Raw genomic sequence first — 19,811 nt, 5'->3', positions numbered from 1 at the left:
CCCCCTCAAACGGTAAAATCCTCGCTGCCGCGATCCCCGTATCGATCGCATCACGGACATCTTCTTCGTAGGCGGATAAAAAGAGATCGACTTTGAACGGCAATAGATATTTCGAGATTTTTTCTCCGCCCGTCCAAGCCGAACGGACAATATCCAGATTATACGCTTCGATCGATTTTGTGATCCGCAAGCTGGTGGCGGCATTGTTGCGGGAGATGATAATGACTTCGATGTGTTTTCCATCATCAAATAGCGTGTTGATCGCTAAAAAGTTGTTGACGAGGTCGAATGCCGTGCCCGGTTGCAGGAGGTCGAGCTCTTTTTCGAGCTGATGCTGATAGTACTCTTTGAGCCCTTTTTCTTCAAAAATGCTATTTTCTTCTTCCAAAGAGAATAATGCCCTCGATGAGATGGCAATAACCAGTTTGTTTTCTAAATCATACCCCATCAACGAGCCCTATAAAGAGATTCATGCTTCGCAACGCAAAGCTATTGCGGGCATTATAGCACTATTAGCTCGATGGGGTATCGACCGCTGTAAAGAAGGTATCGGTTTTCGCCGTTGCCCGTGGGATCGGTTGGGTGAGCGCCGATTCGTCTTTTTCACCTGTACGGATACGCTCGACTTCAAGAACCGGAGTGACCCACATTTTCCCTGCACCGTGACCTAAATCCTGAGTATGGGCGCGGATCGCTTCCATTGTCAGTGCTTTGGTTTTTTCATTAGATACGACGATGAGGAGCATCACTTTCGGATACAAATCGGGAGCGTTATTTTTCTCTGCAATACCGAGTGAGCCTTTTCCGATAACATCGGTTACGGTTACCCCTTCGATTTCATTATCGAACAGTTCGCGAAGAACATCATTTAGACAGTGTTTGTTAAATACAGCGGTAATCTGAAACATTTTGGACCTCTTTTAGTGGTTTGTGATAACGTCATTATAAAGCGAGTTTGTGTGAGGATTCACCAATACACTGCTTATAAATTAATCAATGATTGAAAAAGAAAGTGCATAGCGTGTTCTTGCGGGTGGATGCTACAAAAATGTCATACATCTATAAGAACAGCTCTTGCAACGACTAAACAATATAATCCATTTTTAGGAGCACAGCATGGCAAGAGATACGCTAATCGGCGGAGCATTATGGGAAGAGTATTCGAGCGAAGTACAACGACGGATGAACGATCCGATCAATATGGGGGAGATTACTCAAGAAGAGGCGGATGCTGCGGATAAAAAACTGATCATTGCCGATTTCGGTGCGGAGAGCTGCGGAGATGCGGTACGGCTGTATTGGATGATCGATCCTAAAAATGATGTCATACTAAAAAGCAGATTTAAAAGTTTCGGATGCGGAACCGCTATCGCCAGCTCAGATATGATGGCGGAATTGTGTATGGATAAAACGGTCGATGAGGCGCTCAAAATCACTAACATCGATGTCGAAAAAGCGCTTCGTGATCATGAGGATATTCCAGCCGTTCCGGGGCAAAAAATGCACTGTTCGGTTATGGCGTATGATGTGATCAAAAAAGCGGCATCGATCTATAAAGGGGTCGATATGAGTGAGTTTGAGACCGAATTTATCGTTTGTGAATGTGCTCGGGTGAGTCTCGATACCCTAAAAGAGGTGATCCGTCTCAATAAACTAGAAACGATTGAGCAAATCACCGACTACACCAAAGCGGGCGGATTCTGTAAATCGTGTATCAAACCGGGCGGACATGAGAAAAAAGATGTCTACCTCGTCGATATGCTCGCAGAGATCACCGCAGAGCTTCAAAAAGAGGCGATCAGCAAAAAGATCAAAGAAGCAAAAGGGGACGGAAACTTCAATGCGATGAGTTTGGTTCAAAAACTCCGCAGTATCGAATCGATCCTCGAAGAGTACATCCGACCGACACTCAAAGCCGATCATGGGGATGTCGAAGTGATCGATCTCAAAGAGGTAGATGGGGAACACGAGCTTTATATCCAGTATAAAGGAGAGTGTATGAGCTGTTCGATGAACACGACGACGACGCTCGCGGGGATGCAGGATATGCTCAATTTCAAACTCAAATCTAATTTGCGAGTGATGGTGGTCTAAAATGGCACACGCAACCAAAGAAGGGACTTTTGGGTATCTGAAAAAGTTCGGTAAATACTCGAAAGATTTTTACCGCTTTAACGGCGAACTCTTTTTCCCCTCATTGGGGATCGGAACCTATAAAGCTGAACCGTACAAAGAGGATAATTATATTATCAACTATGCCGAAGCGATCCGAATGGCGCTTCGTAATGGCATTAATTTGATCGATACGGCGATCAACTACCGCTATCAGATGTCTGAGCGTGAGATTGCCGAAGCCCTTAATCCGATGTTTACGACGGGGGAGATAATGCGTGAAGAGGTGATAATCGCTTCCAAGGCGGGATTTATCCCTCTGGATTTTCCGTTTCCCGATAATCCGTACGGCTGGATACAAGAGAACATCATCAAGTCGGGACTTGCGAGTGCTGATGAGGTGATTATCGATCAGCACTGTATGACACCGGCATATCTGCGGTGGAGTTGTGAGCAGTCGCTCAAAAATCTGGAGTTGGAGACGATCGATATATTTTATCTCCATAATCCCGAAACGCAACTGGGCTATATCGATCAAGAGACATTTTACGGGCGTATCGAAGCGGCATTTGAACTTTTTGAGACATTACGCTCTGAAGGTAAAATCGTTTCGTACGGTATAGCGGCATGGAACGGCTTTTTGTATGAAGCCGATCACACCGAGTATATCTCTCTTGCAAAAGTCGTCGGAATCGCCCGTCGTGTCGGTGGTGAACATCATGGGTTCAAATACCTCCAAAGTCCGTTTAACCTCGCCAAGCCGCACGCATACGGCTATGCGAATCAGCAATGCGAAGACGGGAAGTTTTATCCTCTGATGCACGCATGTGCTTCATACGGAGTGACATATCTCGGATCGTCGCCGTTGTTGCAGAAAAACCTCTTTAAACGCCCGTTTGCGTCCAACGTAGGGGAGATGCTCAACACTTCAGAGCTGAGTGATGTGGCGAGTGCCTTGCAGTTTGCCCGAAGCGCGGGGGCTATTAGTGCAATCTTCGGTGCCGTCGATCCCTCACACGTGATGGATAATGCCATTTTGGCGTATCTCCCCGAAGCGTCTGTTGATGCGGTAAATACACTGATGAGGGGTGCCTATGCTGTATGATGTCGTGGTTGTCGGAAGCGGAATATCGGGCTTGTATGCGGCGTTGTATGCTCGTCGAGCAGGATTGAATGTAGCACTGATCTGTAAAAGTAACCCACTGCGTACCAATTCAGCCGTCGCTTCGGGTGGGATCAATGCAGTCCTCAAAACGACCCGACACGATTCATTGCGCGATCATGTCGCCGATACGATCAAGGGGGCTGATAAACTGGCTCGTTTGAGTGCGGTGAGTGCGATGGTTGCAGGTGCCGAAGAGATCATTTCCGAACTGCAGGCGATGGGGGTTCAGTTTGATCGCGATGATGAGGGGAATGTGGCGCAGCGTCCTTTTGGAGGTACCAAGGCAAAGCGAACCTGCTATATTGCCGATAAAACGGGTGCATCAATAACCCAGACTCTTTTGGTGCAATGCCGCCGTGAGGGGGTAAAAATACTCCAAAACCATGTCATGCTCTCGATTGCGACGTACAAAGAGCAACTCTCCGGAATTACACTACTGCGACGCCGTGATTCGCAGGTAATTGCTTTTGCCTGCAAATCGCTTGTATTGGCGGGTGGCGGATATGCGGGGATCTATCGCGGTCATTCCACCAACTCCCAAGAATCCAGCGGGGATCTCCTCGCGATTGCTTTGCGAGCTAAAATGCGTTTGGCAAATATGGAATTTGTTCAGTTTCATCCGACGACTTTACCGAACAGCGGTACGCTGATCAGCGAAGCGGCACGAGGTGAGGGGGCTTACATCGTCGATGAGATGGGGGAACGTTTCACCGATGAGCTTCAGACGCGCGATAAACTCTCTCGCGATATTGTCAAACATCAGCTTGAAGGGCACAGTGTATATCTGGATTTTCGCCATTTGGGGGAAGAGTTGATCGATAAAAAACTTCCCTCAGCACGCAAACATGCTCTTAGCGGTGCGGGTGTCGATATTCTCACCGAATTGTTACCGATTACTCCCTCCGCGCACTATACGATGGGGGGAATTTGGAGTCGAAACGATACCTCTACCGACATTCCGAACATTTTTGTTTGTGGCGAATGTGCCCACAGCGGAGTTCACGGTGCGAACCGCCTAGGTGGGAACAGTTTGCTAGAAGCGGCGTATTTCGGTCGTCTCGCCGGCATTGAAGCCTCTCGTGCTGCGAAAAAAGGGGAGTATCATCCGATCGATTACGCATTAGTGGATAAAGAAGCTCGTTATGTCGAATCGATTTTAGAGGGTGAAAATCGATTTAACATCAATACGATGCGGCGTAATCTCGGCAACAATCTCTATAACAACGCGGGGGTCTTTCGTACTCATGATACGTTGGTCAACGCATTGGAATATGTCCACTATCTGATGAAAATGTCATCGGGACTATGCTGTATCAATAAAGAGCGGAGCGATAATGTAGAGCTTCTTTCGATCATCGAATTTCGCAACTCTCTGAGTGTCGCCGAAGCGATGTTAATGTCGGCACTCGCTCGCGAAGAGAGCAGAGGGGTTCACTACCGTGATGACTTCCCTCAAAGTGATGATAAGAATTACGAAGTAAACACTATTATCCGACGTCTCGCAGGGAGTTTTTTGCGGATTACGTTCGAAGGTCATCTCTCATCGGATTGGTGGCATCGGATAAGAGCGTTTTTTCACGCATCATGATGCGATGAATTTAAATATTAATCAATATTAAGGAGCCAAAATGGCAAAGGTTATGTTACGTTACGATTCTAAAGGTGCGATCTCTTTTTATGTCGCAAAAAAAGATATGGAAGAGACCATTGTAAAGAGCGAATTTGATACAGATGAGAAATGGGGTGGGGAGGTTGAACTCTCCAATGGTGAGACATGGTTTATCGAACCTTGCACCAAAAAGTTTCCTTCCGAAGTGGTTGCGGTTCGTCGAGGAGAATAAACTCCCATTTGCTTTATGGTCACATATCGGTCTCGTATTTTTAAATTTATATGACCGATATGTGACCATTGAATATTTTTAAATAATTATTTTCCAAAAAAATCTTTCATGATCACTTTTTTCCTTTAATTGGCGGAATTTTACAATACATTTTTTCGCAAGTGCTTTATTATTATGTCCACCAAATCAAGGATTTGATGAATGAATATTATATGGCACGAAAGCCCTTTTATCGACTCGATTTTTCATGTTCCGGTTGAGATGTATCAAATCGAACAAGACTTCTTTTTTCGAGGTTCCCCCTCTGTACATGAACACATTATATTAAATCAAAATTGTGCAATTATTACATTCCATTTGAACAATCAAGTGTATGAATTTGACGGCAGTGTTGTCTGTGGGAAATTTACCCATCCTCCTAGCATCAAAATTGTTCTAAAAAATCGTGATAAAAAGCTGACGGTTATTCGGCTCAACGCATACGGTATTTTTAAACATAAAAATATCCCTATCTCCTCTATGGTCAACAACATTACGCCCGGTTCTAAAATCAGCATTGACCTTTCCGATGATATGGAAATCGATCATTCGCTGCGGTGGGTTGAAAAGATGGTTAATAATGATAAAGATCAAAAAGCGTATCAGATTACACGCGATATTATCCAATATATTGATACTAATTTCCCCTATCTCCCCTCACGAATGACCAAAGCGGTGGCAAAAGAGTTCGGACTATCCGAGAGTACGGTACTGCGCTATTTTAAAAAGTATATCGGCATGAGCCTTTCGACCTATATTGTGACCCTTAGACGAAAAAAAATGGTTGAATCGGTGTGTAACAATACCTACGATTCGATGAGAATACGTGAAAACGGGTATTACGATCAATCTCATTTTTTGAACGACTTTAAACGTCTCTACGGGGTGCCGTTGAAACAGTATTTTAATGAGATGCAGACCATGAAAGATAAAGCTCCCGATTTTATACGTTTTATGTATCAGAATGAATTGGAAAAGGCAGTTTAATGATTACTCAAATGGTTTCCGTCCCCCATACAATACAGCTAGGTCATTTATTTGGTGAGAATTCTCACCATATAGAAATGTTTGATAGCGGTTCATCTTTGTGTAAAGTGTTTGATTCTTTCTCCATCCATGCACATGATGCCGTCATTATTACCGAAGATACCCGTTTTGTAGGTATTGTGACACTAAAAGATATGATGCTTTCAATGAAAGATCTTGATAACATGATGCGTCCGGTTAGGGAGTTTATGACATCGCCATTAGTTATGTTTGATGCTACGCAGAGTATTGCCGATGTTTTGGAAGGCTCCCCTAGTAAAATAGTGGTCAAGGATAATAATAAAGTGATCGGGATTATAGATCATAGCGACTTATTATCGTTTTGTTATTCTAAAATTACCCCTTTGATAAAGCATGAATATAATTTACTCCATTCGGTATTACGATTAGCCGATGAAGGGAATAAAGCACTTTTAAAATTAGCAACGACCGATTCTCTGACGGGAATCGGTAATCGACGGCTTTTTGAAGAGGTTTTTCACTCGCATCAGGCGGTGGTCGGAAAATATCATCCTACTCTTCATCTATTGATCTTTGATGTCGATGATTTCAAAGTCATTAACGACACGTATGGACACACTATCGGAGATAGTGTTCTAACGGAGTTAGCGGCTTTGGTAAGTAATTCCATCCGAAAATCAGATGTTTTTGTTCGGTGGGGAGGAGAAGAGTTCGCTATATTGCTTCGCTATTCCGATATGAATTCGGTTATAACAATGGCTGAACATCTATGTTCAATAATCGATTCGCATCGTTTTGAGTCGGTCGGTCATATGACGTGCAGTTTTGGACTGAGCGAAATACAAAGCGCAGAAAAACTGAGTACCGTTATGGATCGTGCCGATAAAGCACTTTATAGGGCAAAAAGCGATGGTAAGAACTGCGTACGGATAGCGAGTGTTTAAATCTCTATTCCGTACTGCTTGATTTTATACCCGATTTGTCGAGCGCTCATCCCCAGCAGTCTTGCCGCTTTGGTTTGAATACCGTGTGAATCACTGAGTGCTTGAATAATCGATTCTTTCTCCAACTCTTGAAGTGTTTTTTTCGTCATCGGAGCATTTGATGGATGCTCTACATGGGCGGATGGATGGGGGAACGTCGGTGCGACGCTCTGCATCATCGGTGCAGGTTCGCTTTGCATATACAGCTTTTGGTAGTTGAACGGCAAAACATGACTCAGCATTTCCGGCTGAATCTCTCCATCAGGACAAATGAGGACGATCCGCTCCATCGTATTTTGGAGTTCTCGGATATTTCCCGGCCACGGATAATCGAGCAGCAACTCCATCGCCCCTTTGGTAAAATGCATGTTTTTGCGATGCTCTTTCATGAAACGGTGGAGATAATGTTCGATGAGGAGTTTGACATCCTCATAGCGCTCTCGAAGCGGCGGAAGATTGATCGGGATGACGTTGAGACGATAAAACAAGTCTTCGCGGAATTCCCCTTTGCGAACCATCTCTTCGAGATTACGGTTAGTTGCCGCGACGAGTCGGACATTGGTTTTGATCGTTTTGTTTCCGCCGACCCGTTCAAACTCCTGCTCTTGTAAAATACGCAATAGTTTGACTTGAAGTGAGGGCGTGATGTCTCCGATCTCATCGAGAAAGAGTGTCCCCCCATCAGCCAGTTCAAAACGCCCTTTGCGCATCTCTCTCGCATCGGTAAAAGCCCCTTTTTCATGTCCGAATAGTTCGGATTCAAGGAGTGTTTCGCTGATAGCGGCACAGTTTAGTTTGATAAACGGACCGTTTTGGCGGCGGCTGAGGTTATGAATGGCGGTTGCAATCAACTCTTTACCCGTTCCTGTCTCCCCTCGGATAAAAATCGTCGCATCGGTAGGGGCGACGGTATTGATCATTCCGAATACTTGCTGCATCCGTGTGGAACGCCCGACAATGTTTTCAAATTTGTAATCTTTTTGCATCTCTTCTTTGTAATAAGTTTTCAATTCTGTGAGCGATTCTTTCTCTTCGGTCAGTTTTTGCTGTACTTTGAGTGATCCGACGAAAAGTGATCCGACGATGGTAAGCATTCGGACAATTTCGTCGAAGTTGAGCGGACTGTTTTTCCCGATATTAGCAGAGATAACACCGATGACCTCTTCATCCTGTAAAAGAGGCACGGCGACGTACGAGACCATTTGGGTGGAAATATTCCCCATTTTGTTGAGATAGTTAATATTGTTATGGATATTCTCGATAACGATAGGCTCGCGGCTTTTGGCGGCTAGACCGGTAGCCCCCTCACCGAAACGGTACGTTGCCATCTTTTTTTGATAGGGTTCAAGATCGATTGAATTGAGAAGCTCCAACTCATTCACATCCTCCTTTTTTCGGAAGAGGGCGCACCGTTCCAAATATCCGTGTTGTTTGAGGCGGCGCATCGCTTTTTCGACACTGTCGCTAATATCGGTAGTACTGGTGAGCATCACGGCAATCTCATAGAGAAGATTGATCTCTTTGTACGCAAACGTCAGACTACAGGTCTGACACTCTTCACGATTGGGAATGTTGGCTTCATAGGTCATCATAATTTAATCTTTTGTATAAGTTAAGCAGTATTCTAATACAAAAATGTCCAACGAATGAATATTCATGTGGATAAAAAATAGGCAATTTTTAGAACTGTTTTTGCACTCTATTCTCAAAACAGCTTTAAGGAGAGATAATGCAGATCACCGTTCACGGAACACCGACCCCGTTAGAGGGGAAAGAGATGAGTATTTGGCGTGAAGCCCCAGCCGCGCGTGTGAGCAATCTGGACGGAAGCCAAAACGTCATCGGTATGATTGCACCGACCGCACAACTTCTTATAGCTATCCCTTCGCTAAAAACAGAGGTTTGTTCGTTAGGGGCTAAAAAGTTTAATGACCTCATCAAGCAGTTCAAAAAACTCAAAACGGTGATGATTACGACCGATGATGCTGAATTTGTAAACGATTTTGTGTCTCGTGAGGGGATCGACAGTGCCGAGATCGTGATTGATACCAACCGTGATTTTGCCAAAAAATACGGAATTCTTATCGGTGAGGGGAAACTAAAAGATCGCCTTGCGCGCGCAGTATTCGTTATCGACCAAGAGGGGATGATCAGCTATGTAGAGGTTGTCCCTGAAATTACCGATGAAGTTGATTACGATAAATGTATCGAAGCGGTGGATAAAGCGGCAAACTTCAAGAAAAAAGGGCACGACCACGAAAACTGGATGGGCGTGTAAAGAAAAGGATCATAAATGCTCATGCAATACATAACATGGCTTCAAGATCGCGGATTTCATCCTGACGCGTTAGAAGAACGCGGATTCAACGGTAATACCCCTCTTTTGCTCTCAGCATTGGAAGGTAACGCTATGATGGTTGCACGACTTATAGAAGCAGGTGCTGATCTGTATGCTGTAAACGGTGATTTTAACGGAGTCCTTTTTAATGCGTGCTATGCGGGATCGCCTGATGTAATACGGCTATTGATCGAAGCGGGTGCTGACATAGATGATACGAATGAAGAGGGGACAACCGCTTTGATGTATGCTGCTTCGGCTTCACGGCTTGAATGTGTCCGTATGTTATTGAGTCTGGGAGCAAATCCGAATCTCCAAAACGAAGATGGATTTAGTGCGCTAGAATTAACCACTAACCGTGAGATATTTAAAGTACTGCGCAGTGCGTGAAGAGACTCTTCTAACGCCTGAATCGGTTACTTCACGTTCCACTTATCTCGACTGGGATACGCAACCCTCATCGTTTAAACACTATCCCCATTTTTGTCATCGTCTAAAACTCTCCGATTATTCCGCTTTGCAATGGTTGGAGCAGACCCGCTGTATTACCGATAAAACGATTATCGCTCAAAAACCCTATTATCGGCTCAATGTACCCTCAGCTGGGAACCTCCATCCGATAGAGATATATGTACAACTGCGCAACATCGAGGGGATACTGAGCGGGATCTATCATTTGGATGTATTTAATAATGAACTGGTGCTGATTACAGAACTAGGAATCGAGGGGATTGAGCCGTTTGTAGGGTTGGAAAATCGTTTTAACGGTGCATTGGTAATGATCTCATTAGTTCCCTTTCGAACCTCTTGGAAATACGGATTGCGAGGATGGAGATACCTCTACCTCGATTTGGGACATCAGATCAGTGCCTTGGAAAAATCGGTACACCATTTTAACTATACCCTTACAAAAATGTCTCCGCAAGGTTATTTGAATAGTGTTATGGGATTTGGAGAGGATGAGGTCATTGCGGCAGTCTACGGCGTCGGAGAAATGTCTGAACGTAAAGTGAGAGGATTGAGTAAACCGCTGATACAGGTATCGCCGTGTGATTATGTGCAGGGAGATAATCCACTCAATCCCATTATAGCATCTGAAGCAATCTATACAAAACTCCCTATATCGGATCAGTACGAGCACTTTTTGCAGATGAATACCAATAGACGAAGCGCTAGGGCGTTTGAGCCTTCTACTATGAATGACGCGACGATACACGCTCTGCTCACTATTCCCACTAGCGCTACGCTCGACATTATCGCAGTGGTGTTACACGCACAGAGTATGCAAACGGGAATCTATCGTAAAGATGTTTGTATACAAAGCGGAAACTTCCTCGCCGAGTGTGTTCATTTACTTCTAAATCAGCGTTTCATCGCGAGGGCAAATATGGTGATACTTATCACAACCGAGAAGTTTAGTGCTACCACCCATGTGGATGCGGGAATCTATGCTCAAGAGCTTTATATGGCATGTGAAGCTCAGGGTGTCGGATGCAGCGGAATCGGAGCTTTTTATGACGAAGAGGCGGCACAATGGTCTACACATCCATTGTTGTACGCGGTAGCGATAGGGGGAAAATATGAGTGAAATAGACAAAGCCCACGAGATACTGGCGATTTATCGTTTTTACAACATGGACGGCAAGCTCTATCACTACGATGAAGATAGTAGACTCGATGAACTATTCGATGCGGTTGTAATGGCAATCAATGATTGCGGTATCCTAAAACCCCTCTTACCGCACGAAGAGTTTGTGGTTCCGTGTCGGGGATTATTGAACCGTGAGCGTGCATGGCTCCAACGGTTTGAACATCAGGATACCCGCGCTTTTTTCCTGAGCGATATTTATGATTTTTTGAAGCTCTTTACGGGACGGACGAAGTTGCGGGTGAATTAAAACCGTCTAAATTATAAAAGCCCCGTCTCTGTAGATCACTTCATCCCCAAGCGAAAAGGTGTGGGTATCGGCAAAAACATCGACATGGTAGAGTCCGTCTCGACGTTTAAATCCGGGTTTGCCGTAGGTGCCGTGTTTTGCCCCCAGTGATATGTGAACACCGCACATCCGCTCATAGGTTCCTGTATCGGCTACCGTGCGTGTTTTGCTAAAGGCTCGGTTGAGTCCGAAACCGAGTTCTCGTATCCAAACAACTCCCCCCTCGTCTCGTCGTATATTAGATAATATTAGATCAAAGGCGGGTGTTGAGTTTTCACACGCGACGACTTGCCCCTCCTCAACGATGAGGGTGATAGGAGTTTCGGGAGTGTTGATTTTATACGTGACATCCCCGAAACAGTAAATTTTGACCCGTCCGTGAACGGCTCTGAGATCCTGCGCTTCGGTAAAAACTTCCCCCAGAGGGAACTGTCCGCCCCAATTCGGTAACCCCGTGTAATCTCCGATATTGACTTTGGCAGATTCGAACGGTGAACCATAAATCAACAGCTCTCCGCCGCTGTCGAGCACCCCCATCGGTGCACTATCTATTTTAGACTGGAGGGTGCGACCGAGAGGACGGTAATAATCCTTGTCATATTCCAATGAATCGATAAAATACGATGCCTCATCATCCGACATACGGCTCAGATGCGGATGCTCGATAACTTTGAGTTTAAGTTTAAACAGCTCGACACGCAAGCGGAATGCATCGAGGCGAAAATTGGTTGATTGGATTAATACCACCAAATCCGAAGGGTTCAGAGCCTCTAATTGTGCTCGAACGTCTTGCGGTTCATGGCTGTCAAAATCGATCAGTCGTGCATGGGGGAGGGCGCGTTTGTACCCCTCCATCAAAAGTGTCGCGATTAGACACCGTGTGTCATAGACCACTACGGCATTTTCAGCATCAGTGTGATGAAATGCTTCGCGTAAAAGTGTGCTAAGGTACTGATGGGTTCTCTCTATCAACTCTTCACCATTATCGGTTACGTGCATATTGCCTCGCTTTATTCTAATACGCGAATTTTACTCAATACTCGATAAAAGTGAGGGATAGAATGTCGTTTTTGTAGTTATCTTGGCATTTGTATTCACGGTAGCCTTGTGAGAGGGCGATACCGACCAGATATTTTTTACCATCCAAAACGATAAAGCGGTGTTCAGGATGTTGAGAATTAAACCGGAGGATACTATCATCTAACTCCAGACGCTCCATGAGATTGTGTGTCGGGTGGGTGGTAGAAAGAATGGTTCCTTTTCGGTCGATAAAAGATGAAAATCCTGTCTTGGATGAGGGGAAACTATCGCTTAGCATCGCGTGAAATTGGGGATATGCATCGAAAACGATTCCGATTCCTCCGATTGTTTTTCCATTGGATCGGATCGTGGCATTGTAGATATAGGTCGCTTTATCATCGTAAAACGGGGTGTTTTCAAACGGACTGACAAAATAGTATTGGGTATTGCTATTGGAGAGGGTTTTTGTGATGTATTCACCTGAAACTTTTTTCCCGATGATGAGCGGATCATTGGAAGAGGCGATGATCGTCGAACTGTTGTCATAAATAAATAGATTGGTATAGACGGTGTAGAGGGAGTTGATATACTCTAATACCTCGGTAAGACGTTTGGTATCAGGAAGTTCACGGGAAAGTTCCTCTTCGAATATAGGGGTAAGTGCCCACCAACGACAGTCATTGGCTCTCTCGTAGAGATTCCGATCCATAATGTCGATTGCGAGGCTGGCGGAGGCTTTTACGTCGAAAATTAGCCCCTCCATAATAGTATTTTCCAAATTACCGACGGTATCTTTGATCGTTGATAGGATGGATGAACTGATATTACGAAGGTTATCGAGAACAGGAGTCAACACATAGACCCGTTCTTTCGAAGCGATCAGCTCTCCGTTGATAATGACATCGCTCAAATCTTCGATGACATCATCGGCTTTATGGATGATCGCTTTGATATTTTCATCTAATGAACATCTTTCATTAATAGTACTTTGAGTCGGAGCTTTTTGAGTCTTTTTTTTGACATTGATAAAAGCTACACTCTTCCACGGTGCACCGTAATACCCCTCATACCCCTTTGTTTTGGCAGAGATGAAAAGATTGCCGTTGTTGTAAGTGATTCCTGAGACCGTATGAATATTTTTGAACTCATTTTGCATTTTATACGCTTCATTCGATGACGCGGTGATAATCTCTTTGCCGGTTGTGAAAAATATATGCTCTTCCGGATTTAAAAGAGCCTTGAAGATACGCTCCATCTCATCCTCAAAGCGAAAACACAAGACAAGTACCCCCAGAGGTTGATTATTGTCGGTAATTTTTTGGGCAAACATAAGGGTTTTGTTCTGGGACGGAAATAGATCGGAATGGCTATATTGCTCAATATATCCGTCGGTTTGGAGTGCCTTTTGAATAATCATATCGGATGCGGAGGAGGGGATTACATTGTTTCCATTTATATTGAGTTGTACATTCCCCTTTAAATCACTTATGATGATTTCATTGTAGACACTGTATTTCATCGTGTATTCATTCAGCCGTTTGCGGAGCGCTTCGGATGGGTATACACCCTTTAAAAAATCGATAATTGTCGTATCCGTTGCTAGAAAACCGACATCCGCTGTTCGTTCAAATAGGTTTCGGATCAGAATATCGATACTGATCTGTCCTTTGGATAGAAGTTCTTCGGAGTATTTTTTGATATTCTCCCGAATCAGTAACGGTATGAGTTCTTCTTTTAGATCACTGAATGTTTCGATGGTCTTTTCGGTAAACGAGAAAAGATTAGCCGCTTTTTCGAGGGCGCAAATTTTACCGGTTAGGATGATTTTTTTCAAAAAACGATTTTGATCCTCAAAAAGTTTTACGCTTTGATTGATAAAAGGAAATAGGGAAATATAGGGTGCTGTGTCTAAATCTTCTTGCATTCGTTTTCCTAGTTGTATTAGAAAAAAATATGCATAAATTATTCTTGTTTTTTTAAAAAAAGTTATATAAATAATTTAAAATTCAGAATTCATATTAAAAAGAAAAGAGTGCACTTACATACCCGACGACACGTGAGGTATCTCCGCTCGCATCAGCACTGGTACGATAATCAAGTATTGTACTTTGTAAGTGGTTTGATTTTGCAACCATTAGCATCGCCTCAACACCGATCATCCCACACGCTTCGCATCCTTGATGTATTTCTGATAGATTAATAGTTTGAATCGCATCCAAGCAGATAGCATCATGTCGTTTTGCTTCGCTTTGGGAGTAGTAGTGGCTCAAATCGGTACTGATGATTACGGCAGTATCGCGTCGGTTTAAACAAAATGAAATGATCGGTTCAACTGATTCAGGTTGTGTATTCGAATAAACGAGTTCTACAATATTGACATCGGAACAATAATGTTTGATTAACGGCATCTGAACTTCGGTGCTGTGCTCATGATGGGCATCCGGAAAATAGGGGATGGTAAATCGCTCTACTAATTCTTTTACGAGAAGGGTATCTATGGCTAATTCCCCCAGCGGTGTTTGATAGCGTTCCAAATCGGCGATGCTCACCCCCTCAAATCCGACGCGATGAGACGGTCCGATGACGACAACGGTTTTAAAATTTTGTGTACTTAGAATGCGATAGGCGATATTTGCCGTAAATCCAGAATAGACCCATCCCGCATGAGGAACGATGAACGCATTGCCGTGAAGGGTATTATAGTGCTGCAAAGCATCGTGATGGGATTCTAATATAGCATTGAAACGCTCGATCATTTTCTCTATATCATCTGCTTTTGCAGGGTAAAAACTACCCGCTACACTCATCATTCTATTTTTCATCCGAAGCTTCCTCGTATTTTTCAACTTGATAGGTATAAATCTCAGGATGATAGGAGAGAGGATCGCTTCCTACCCCAGCTTTGAGCCCTAAATGTTCGAAAAACAGATCAAAATCACTCAACTCTTCCCATACTTGCGGTAAAAAGGTCGCTTGATGATTTCCTACGCGTAAAATCACACCGTCGATAAACGGTCGGATAATTGCTGCGAGGTCATTGCGATCTTGGTAGTGTACACTTTGTGGAGGTGTTAATAGGGAAACCTCTATGGACGTCTTTGCAAACTCTTCTTTGCTCAAAGGGGGAAATCGTGGATCACGGAATGCCGCCGATACGGCATTTGAGATCAAATCATCGATAAGGCTACGATGGGCGATGATAGAACCGATACACCCCCTGAGTCGATGGTTGAGATTTAAGGTGACAAAACAGGCTCTATTTTGAGAGAGTTCAGGATATGCAGATAAAAGTAACTCTTTATCAATGTGTCCCTCACCGAAATATTCATTGATAGCTGATGATGCAATTTGAACATAGTGAGACGACGACATAGGGAATCTCCTTATACTTTTTTTGGATGATTTATGCTTAAGAACGATTTTACACCAATTTTTTTATTAACTTTCTTTCAAAATTAGATAAGATTGTACGATATACCTCAATAACATTTTGTGATTAAAGAGAGAATATGGACAGAAGATCCTTTTTATCCTTAACAGCTCTTTGTAGCACAACACTGGTTTTAGGTGCAACAGAGGAGTTTATTCCTACTCGTTCACCTATCCTAAAAGCATCACCGATCATCCGATCATTGCTGGATAAATTAAATACGGTTCAAAATCAAGTTGGATACGTACAATTTAATACGATCAGTTTTGATGAGACGTTAAAAGTGGCTTCACGGTGCAATAAAGCCCTTACCCCACAAGAAGTCGGCTATATCGAAACGATATTTTACGGTGATCCCCGACGTTACGGTTTTTATGGTGAGAGGACAGTTCCTCGCTTAACAGCGGTTACACCCAAAAAAGATCTGGTTTACATCAAAAATACGGGACACTTTCTCCTAAAAGGGGCGGCAACCGAGAAATACGCAACGATCAAAAAATTGATCGGAAACGATTTGGTTATGACATCAGGAGTTCGTGCTCCGGTAAAACAACTTCATCTTTTTTTGAAGAAAATGGTTTCCGAAGGGGGCGATTTGCGTCTTGCTTCTACCTCTATTGCCCCTCCGGGATTTACCTTTCACAGTGTAGGAGATTTTGATATAGGCAAAGCAGGTTACGGACATGCAAACTTTAGCCCCGCGTTCCAAGAGACCGATGTGTTTAAAAAGCTTTATGACGGAGGTTATATCACAATCCGATATACTAACGGGAACCCCTACGGTGTACGCTATGAACCGTGGCATATCAAAGTGACCGGTGGTAATATGACGGCGTAAAGCGGTTAAAATTTTATGTATTAAAAGGGTGGAATATGACAATTAAGCAGCAGATCACGGTAGGTATCGGTTCTATTATCGTGATGGTAATATTGAATGCGATTGGCAGCGGTATAAATAGTTTTACTGTTAATGGACTTGTAGATAAAACAGCAGAAGAATCTGTACCTCAGGCTTTTTTAGCAGCAGATGCCAAATTTCAAACTTCCCAAATACAGCAGTTTTTAACCGATGCTTCTTTAACTCAGGAAAGTGACGCGGTCAAGGAGGCAGAACGCTCTCATGCAGCACTTATTGACGATATTACATCGTTTGAAAAAATGTTCAAAGCAGAGGGGAATCAAAAAGGGATAGCCGAAATCGAAGAGATCAGAAAAGATGCATCTGAACTACTCGAAGCCGGTAAAGAGATGAAAAAAGCGTATGCTTCCGGCAAGTCAGAGGGTGACTTAGCTATGGAAAAATTCGATGAAATGTCCGCCCTTTTAGCAGATCGGATCAATGTTCTTCAAGAGTCACAAAAGAAAGAAGCTTCCGCGAATTTAGTGACGGTAACCGATAAAGCGCAACATGCAGTTACGATGACGGTCATTTTTGGAGTATTATCACTTGTCATCGGATTAATATCGGGTTATATTACAATTACTATCATAAGTCGTGCCGTACAAGTTTTGAACAAAAGTATTCGAACGATGGTTGATAATAAAGATCTGACTGCAACTATTTCCATCCCCGGTAAAAATGAGCTAACCGAAATCGCCGATGATATTAATGTGTTGACAAATGTATTGCGCAATACATTTCAAACTGCACAAAATGCCGCAGTGGAAAATGTATCCGTATCTGCTGAACTCTCCAATACATCCTTATCGATTGGAAAACAGGCTGAAAATGCATCGGGGATTGTCGAAGAGACAACCAAAAATGCAAATATCATAAAAACTGAGATGAATTTGGCTCTTAATCGTACTACAGAAGTGACAGAAATGGCGAGTAATGCTCGAAATAATTTGGAAGAGGCGCAACGCTCTTTACTCGAAACAATAGAATCGCTTAATGAAACCGTTGAGATTGAAAGCGGGATGAATGATCGTTTGAATGGTTTGACACAGGAAGCCGCACAGGTTAAAAATGTCTTAACCGTTATCTCTGATATTGCAGATCAAACCAATCTGCTTGCGCTGAATGCGGCTATTGAAGCCGCACGTGCAGGAGAACACGGACGAGGATTCGCCGTTGTTGCAGATGAAGTGCGTAAATTGGCGGAACGGACACAAAAAAGCCTTGTGGAGACGAATGCGACCGTTAACGTCATCGTTCAATCGATTATGGATATGTCAGAACAAATGAACCAAAATGCCAAACGGATGGAGAAACTCTCTAGTTCTGCGGGAAATGTTGAAGTGCAAACGAATATGGCGGTAGAGGCTTTAGTTCAAACGGTTGATGGGATGAATGATGTGGCCGAAAAAGCTAAAACCAATACCAAACGAAATGATGTCATTATCGACGAGATCAATAAAATTCTAGTGATGTCCACCTCAAATGCGAGAAGTGTCGAAGAGATTGCGGCGGCAGCTGAACACTTGCATAAAGTTTCTGAACGTATGTCTGCACAAATTTCTGAATTTAAGATTTAGGGATTTATAAAGTAGGGAATTTAAAGTGGTGACCCCAAGGGGATTCGAACCCCTATGGCCAGAATGAAAATCTGGAATCCTAACCATTAGATGATGGGGCCACTTTAAAAAAGAAAGAATCAGGTAAACCTGAGCTGAAATTATATTGCTTGATTGCTGAAAAAAAGATAAATATGCCAAAATTCTTCCCGAAAAGGGGAAGAGGGGAGGTTAGTCGTTGTAGAAAGAGCGGAGTGCGCGGATAATAACCGCATTTTTAGAGATACTTTCTGCTTTCGCGTTATCGTCTACTAGCTCATAAACATCTAACGGCAATGAGATAGAGAATGTTTTAGTTTCGATTTTTTTACGTTTAGCGACCAAACTTGTGATGTTTTGAAGCATTTCAAGGATTTTTTTCGTATCGATCGGTTTTTGGATGAAGCTGTTTACACCCACTTCAATTGATTCAGAGATTTTTTGAATATCGTTGCTTGCAGAGATAACGATAATGATTTGTGATGGGTTAATAGCACGGATACGGCGAGCAAGTTCGATACCGTCGATTTCCGGCATGATAATGTCTACGAAAATGATGTCCGGATTGATTTTTTCGTACATTCGCAAAGCTTCAGCACCGTTATAAGCAGATGTTACATCAGCGAAAAAGTTTTTGAATGTTGAGCTTAAAAGATCATTAGCAACAACTTCGTCCTCCACTACCATTGCGGTGAGTTTTTTGGTTTGTTCTGTAAGTTGGATTAAATCGACGTTTGATGACATGAAAGATCCTTATAGTAATTTCAGCAACATGTTAAAAAATGTCACTGTGGTTAATTGTTGTAATTATAGATCATATTTTTTAGCAAGACCTTAAAAAAACAAATTTAGTTTCTTTAGTATCAATATTGCTTGAATTGTTCAAGCCATTCAACATTGGATTCGTTCGTTTTTTCTTGCTGTCGTAAAATGGAGTCAATAATACTTAGAAGTGTTTGTCGATCCATAAACTGGAGAAGCTCGGGGTTGATGTGAGTCGCCCCGACACCTTCGTAGCGGTTGAGCAGGTTTTCAATATCGGTAATTAGTTGTTCTTTTGTTGATTCCATAACGGAAGTCTAACTTATCGGAACTGAATTTCTTTTGGTTAACATAATATATATTATATTGAAAACATTAGATACGGTTTTCCGTATGCAGGCTAATTGCTATTATTCTAACATCTCTTCGGATTCACCGAGTTGCAAGATACCTTGTTCCGCAAGCGCTTGAACCGCATCCACGATTTTACGTTGTGCGGCTTCGACCTCTTTCATCTTAACGGCACCCAAGAACTGCAACTCTTCGATAAAAGCATCTTTGGCACGTTGGGACATATTGGCATAGAATTTCTCTTTGAGCTCTTCTGCCGCATTTTTGAGAGATAGCATAAGATCGTTTTTATCGACTGCTTTAAGGATCTCGCGAATACTGTTGTTATC

The 19,811-nt window shown here is 43.2% G+C and carries 22 protein-coding genes and 1 tRNA gene; 12 read left to right on the top strand and 11 right to left on the bottom strand.

From position 1 onward, the window contains the following. Positions 1-448 (bottom strand): 5'-nucleotidase (locus VFW36_RS11395; protein ID WP_329658937.1); only part of this gene is annotated, 448 nt, incomplete at its 3' end. A gap of 64 nt (positions 449-512) precedes the next feature. Next, positions 513-908 (bottom strand): P-II family nitrogen regulator, encoded by a 396-nt coding sequence (locus VFW36_RS11390; protein WP_329658936.1) that lies wholly within the window; start codon positions 906-908, stop codon positions 513-515. Positions 909-1,116: 208 nt separating this feature from the next. On the opposite strand from VFW36_RS11390, the gene VFW36_RS11385 reads away from it, so the two are divergent. From VFW36_RS11385 to VFW36_RS11360, 6 genes are all read left to right on the top strand, one after another. Beyond that, positions 1,117-2,094: an iron-sulfur cluster assembly scaffold protein gene (locus VFW36_RS11385; RefSeq protein ID WP_329658935.1), complete on the top strand. Its 978-nt coding sequence runs from the start codon at positions 1,117-1,119 to the stop codon at positions 2,092-2,094. 1 nt (position 2,095) lies between these two features. Next, complete coding sequence (locus VFW36_RS11380) at positions 2,096-3,217, top strand: aldo/keto reductase (RefSeq protein WP_329658934.1); 1,122 nt, start codon at positions 2,096-2,098, stop codon at positions 3,215-3,217. Beyond that, entirely contained in the window at positions 3,207-4,865 is a 1,659-nt protein-coding gene (locus VFW36_RS11375; protein ID WP_329658933.1) for an FAD-dependent oxidoreductase, read from the top strand. The genes VFW36_RS11380 and VFW36_RS11375 overlap by 11 nt, the downstream gene beginning before the upstream one ends. Positions 4,866-4,905: 40 nt before the next feature. Continuing rightward, the gene (gene nifT / locus VFW36_RS11370; protein WP_329658932.1) at positions 4,906-5,118 is read left to right on the top strand and encodes a putative nitrogen fixation protein NifT; all 213 of its coding nucleotides are present in this window, start codon (positions 4,906-4,908) and stop codon (positions 5,116-5,118) included. 201 nt (positions 5,119-5,319) lie between these two features. After that, positions 5,320-6,144, top strand: coding sequence for an AraC family transcriptional regulator (locus VFW36_RS11365; RefSeq protein WP_329658931.1), 825 nt, complete (start codon positions 5,320-5,322; stop codon positions 6,142-6,144). A 77-nt stretch (positions 6,145-6,221) separates the two neighbouring features. Then, positions 6,222-7,109, top strand: a complete 888-nt coding sequence (locus VFW36_RS11360; protein ID WP_329658930.1) for a diguanylate cyclase — start codon at positions 6,222-6,224, stop codon at positions 7,107-7,109. Here the strand turns inward: VFW36_RS11360 and nifA are convergent. Further along, a complete protein-coding gene (nifA, locus tag VFW36_RS11355; protein ID WP_329658929.1) occupies positions 7,106-8,740 on the bottom strand; it encodes a nif-specific transcriptional activator NifA in 1,635 nt (544 codons plus the stop codon). The two genes, VFW36_RS11360 and nifA, sit on opposite strands and share 4 nt — an antisense overlap. 137 nt (positions 8,741-8,877) lie before the next feature. Here nifA and VFW36_RS11350 point away from each other — a divergent pair, with 137 nt between their 5' ends. The 4 genes from VFW36_RS11350 to VFW36_RS11335 are packed head-to-tail and all read left to right on the top strand — an operon-like array spanning position 8,878 to position 11,384. Then, on the top strand, positions 8,878-9,426 hold the full coding sequence (locus VFW36_RS11350; protein ID WP_329658928.1) for a redoxin family protein: 549 nt from the start codon (positions 8,878-8,880) through the stop codon (positions 9,424-9,426). A gap of 21 nt (positions 9,427-9,447) precedes the next feature. After that, positions 9,448-9,876: an ankyrin repeat domain-containing protein gene (locus VFW36_RS11345; RefSeq protein WP_329658927.1), complete on the top strand. Its 429-nt coding sequence runs from the start codon at positions 9,448-9,450 to the stop codon at positions 9,874-9,876. Beyond that, on the top strand, positions 9,845-11,074 hold the full coding sequence (locus VFW36_RS11340) for a nitroreductase family protein (RefSeq protein WP_329658926.1): 1,230 nt from the start codon (positions 9,845-9,847) through the stop codon (positions 11,072-11,074). The genes VFW36_RS11345 and VFW36_RS11340 overlap by 32 nt, the downstream gene beginning before the upstream one ends. Then, the gene (locus VFW36_RS11335) at positions 11,067-11,384 is read left to right on the top strand and encodes a hypothetical protein (RefSeq protein WP_329658925.1); all 318 of its coding nucleotides are present in this window, start codon (positions 11,067-11,069) and stop codon (positions 11,382-11,384) included. Before VFW36_RS11340 ends, VFW36_RS11335 begins: the two co-directional genes overlap by 8 nt. A gap of 6 nt (positions 11,385-11,390) precedes the next feature. Here the strand turns inward: VFW36_RS11335 and VFW36_RS11330 are convergent, their stop codons facing one another. From VFW36_RS11330 to amrA, 4 genes are all read right to left on the bottom strand, one after another. Continuing rightward, positions 11,391-12,422, bottom strand: coding sequence for a hypothetical protein (locus VFW36_RS11330; protein ID WP_329658924.1), 1,032 nt, complete (start codon positions 12,420-12,422; stop codon positions 11,391-11,393). A gap of 34 nt (positions 12,423-12,456) precedes the next feature. After that, complete coding sequence (locus VFW36_RS11325; protein ID WP_329658923.1) at positions 12,457-14,367, bottom strand: cache domain-containing protein; 1,911 nt, start codon at positions 14,365-14,367, stop codon at positions 12,457-12,459. A 94-nt stretch (positions 14,368-14,461) separates the two neighbouring features. Next, positions 14,462-15,265: an AmmeMemoRadiSam system protein B gene (amrB, locus tag VFW36_RS11320; protein ID WP_329658922.1), complete on the bottom strand. Its 804-nt coding sequence runs from the start codon at positions 15,263-15,265 to the stop codon at positions 14,462-14,464. After that, positions 15,255-15,815, bottom strand: a complete 561-nt coding sequence (gene amrA / locus VFW36_RS11315) for an AmmeMemoRadiSam system protein A (protein ID WP_329658921.1) — start codon at positions 15,813-15,815, stop codon at positions 15,255-15,257. Before amrA ends, amrB begins: the two co-directional genes overlap by 11 nt. Positions 15,816-15,952: 137 nt before the next feature. Between amrA and VFW36_RS11310 the strand changes: the two genes are divergently transcribed. Next, positions 15,953-16,711 (top strand): D-alanyl-D-alanine carboxypeptidase family protein, encoded by a 759-nt coding sequence (locus VFW36_RS11310; protein ID WP_329658920.1) that lies wholly within the window; start codon positions 15,953-15,955, stop codon positions 16,709-16,711. Positions 16,712-16,746: 35 nt separating this feature from the next. Continuing rightward, positions 16,747-18,351, top strand: coding sequence for a methyl-accepting chemotaxis protein (locus VFW36_RS11305; RefSeq protein WP_329658919.1), 1,605 nt, complete (start codon positions 16,747-16,749; stop codon positions 18,349-18,351). Positions 18,352-18,377: 26 nt separating this feature from the next. On the opposite strand, the gene VFW36_RS11300 is transcribed toward VFW36_RS11305, so the two are convergent. The 4 genes from VFW36_RS11300 to VFW36_RS11285 all read right to left on the bottom strand — a co-directional run. Then, a tRNA-Glu gene (locus VFW36_RS11300) sits at positions 18,378-18,452 on the bottom strand. Between the two features lie 109 nt (positions 18,453-18,561). After that, complete coding sequence (locus tag VFW36_RS11295; protein WP_329658918.1) at positions 18,562-19,113, bottom strand: response regulator; 552 nt, start codon at positions 19,111-19,113, stop codon at positions 18,562-18,564. A gap of 119 nt (positions 19,114-19,232) precedes the next feature. Further along, positions 19,233-19,439 carry a hypothetical protein gene (locus VFW36_RS11290; RefSeq protein ID WP_329658917.1) on the bottom strand — a complete coding sequence of 69 codons (207 nt, stop codon included), beginning with the start codon at positions 19,437-19,439 and terminating at the stop codon, positions 19,233-19,235. A 102-nt stretch (positions 19,440-19,541) separates the two neighbouring features. After that, positions 19,542-19,811: FliG C-terminal domain-containing protein (locus VFW36_RS11285; protein ID WP_329658916.1), on the bottom strand; the 270-nt coding region annotated here is incomplete at its 5' end.

Origin of the sequence: Sulfuricurvum sp. (assembly GCF_036279695.1) — a bacterium.
In the GTDB taxonomy this organism is placed as follows: Bacteria; Campylobacterota; Campylobacteria; order Campylobacterales; family Sulfurimonadaceae; genus Sulfuricurvum.
The sequence above is the reverse complement of the archived record's forward strand: the minus strand, read 5'-3'. Positions and strand labels throughout refer to the sequence as shown.

What these genes read in the sequence shown, in the direction of transcription:
- VFW36_RS11290 (WP_329658917.1), bottom strand. Translation starts at nt 19,439, where the DNA reads ATGGAATCAACAAAAGAACAACTAATTACCGATATTGAAAACCTGCTC.
- VFW36_RS11345 (WP_329658927.1), top strand. Translation starts at nt 9,448, where the DNA reads ATGCAATACATAACATGGCTTCAAGATCGCGGATTTCATCCTGACGCG.
- VFW36_RS11385 (WP_329658935.1), top strand. Translation starts at nt 1,117, where the DNA reads ATGGCAAGAGATACGCTAATCGGCGGAGCATTATGGGAAGAGTATTCG.
- VFW36_RS11295 (WP_329658918.1), bottom strand. Translation starts at nt 19,113, where the DNA reads ATGTCATCAAACGTCGATTTAATCCAACTTACAGAACAAACCAAAAAA.
- VFW36_RS11335 (WP_329658925.1), top strand. Translation starts at nt 11,067, where the DNA reads ATGAGTGAAATAGACAAAGCCCACGAGATACTGGCGATTTATCGTTTT.
- VFW36_RS11380 (WP_329658934.1), top strand. Translation starts at nt 2,096, where the DNA reads ATGGCACACGCAACCAAAGAAGGGACTTTTGGGTATCTGAAAAAGTTC.
- nifT (WP_329658932.1), top strand. Translation starts at nt 4,906, where the DNA reads ATGGCAAAGGTTATGTTACGTTACGATTCTAAAGGTGCGATCTCTTTT.
- VFW36_RS11390 (WP_329658936.1), bottom strand. Translation starts at nt 908, where the DNA reads ATGTTTCAGATTACCGCTGTATTTAACAAACACTGTCTAAATGATGTT.
- VFW36_RS11360 (WP_329658930.1), top strand. Translation starts at nt 6,222, where the DNA reads ATGTTTGATAGCGGTTCATCTTTGTGTAAAGTGTTTGATTCTTTCTCC.
- VFW36_RS11325 (WP_329658923.1), bottom strand. Translation starts at nt 14,367, where the DNA reads ATGCAAGAAGATTTAGACACAGCACCCTATATTTCCCTATTTCCTTTT.
- amrB (WP_329658922.1), bottom strand. Translation starts at nt 15,265, where the DNA reads ATGAAAAATAGAATGATGAGTGTAGCGGGTAGTTTTTACCCTGCAAAA.
- VFW36_RS11310 (WP_329658920.1), top strand. Translation starts at nt 15,953, where the DNA reads ATGGACAGAAGATCCTTTTTATCCTTAACAGCTCTTTGTAGCACAACA.
- VFW36_RS11330 (WP_329658924.1), bottom strand. Translation starts at nt 12,422, where the DNA reads ATGCACGTAACCGATAATGGTGAAGAGTTGATAGAGAGAACCCATCAG.
- VFW36_RS11350 (WP_329658928.1), top strand. Translation starts at nt 8,878, where the DNA reads ATGCAGATCACCGTTCACGGAACACCGACCCCGTTAGAGGGGAAAGAG.
- VFW36_RS11375 (WP_329658933.1), top strand. Translation starts at nt 3,207, where the DNA reads ATGCTGTATGATGTCGTGGTTGTCGGAAGCGGAATATCGGGCTTGTAT.
- VFW36_RS11305 (WP_329658919.1), top strand. Translation starts at nt 16,747, where the DNA reads ATGACAATTAAGCAGCAGATCACGGTAGGTATCGGTTCTATTATCGTG.
- nifA (WP_329658929.1), bottom strand. Translation starts at nt 8,740, where the DNA reads ATGATGACCTATGAAGCCAACATTCCCAATCGTGAAGAGTGTCAGACC.
- VFW36_RS11365 (WP_329658931.1), top strand. Translation starts at nt 5,320, where the DNA reads ATGAATATTATATGGCACGAAAGCCCTTTTATCGACTCGATTTTTCAT.
- amrA (WP_329658921.1), bottom strand. Translation starts at nt 15,815, where the DNA reads ATGTCGTCGTCTCACTATGTTCAAATTGCATCATCAGCTATCAATGAA.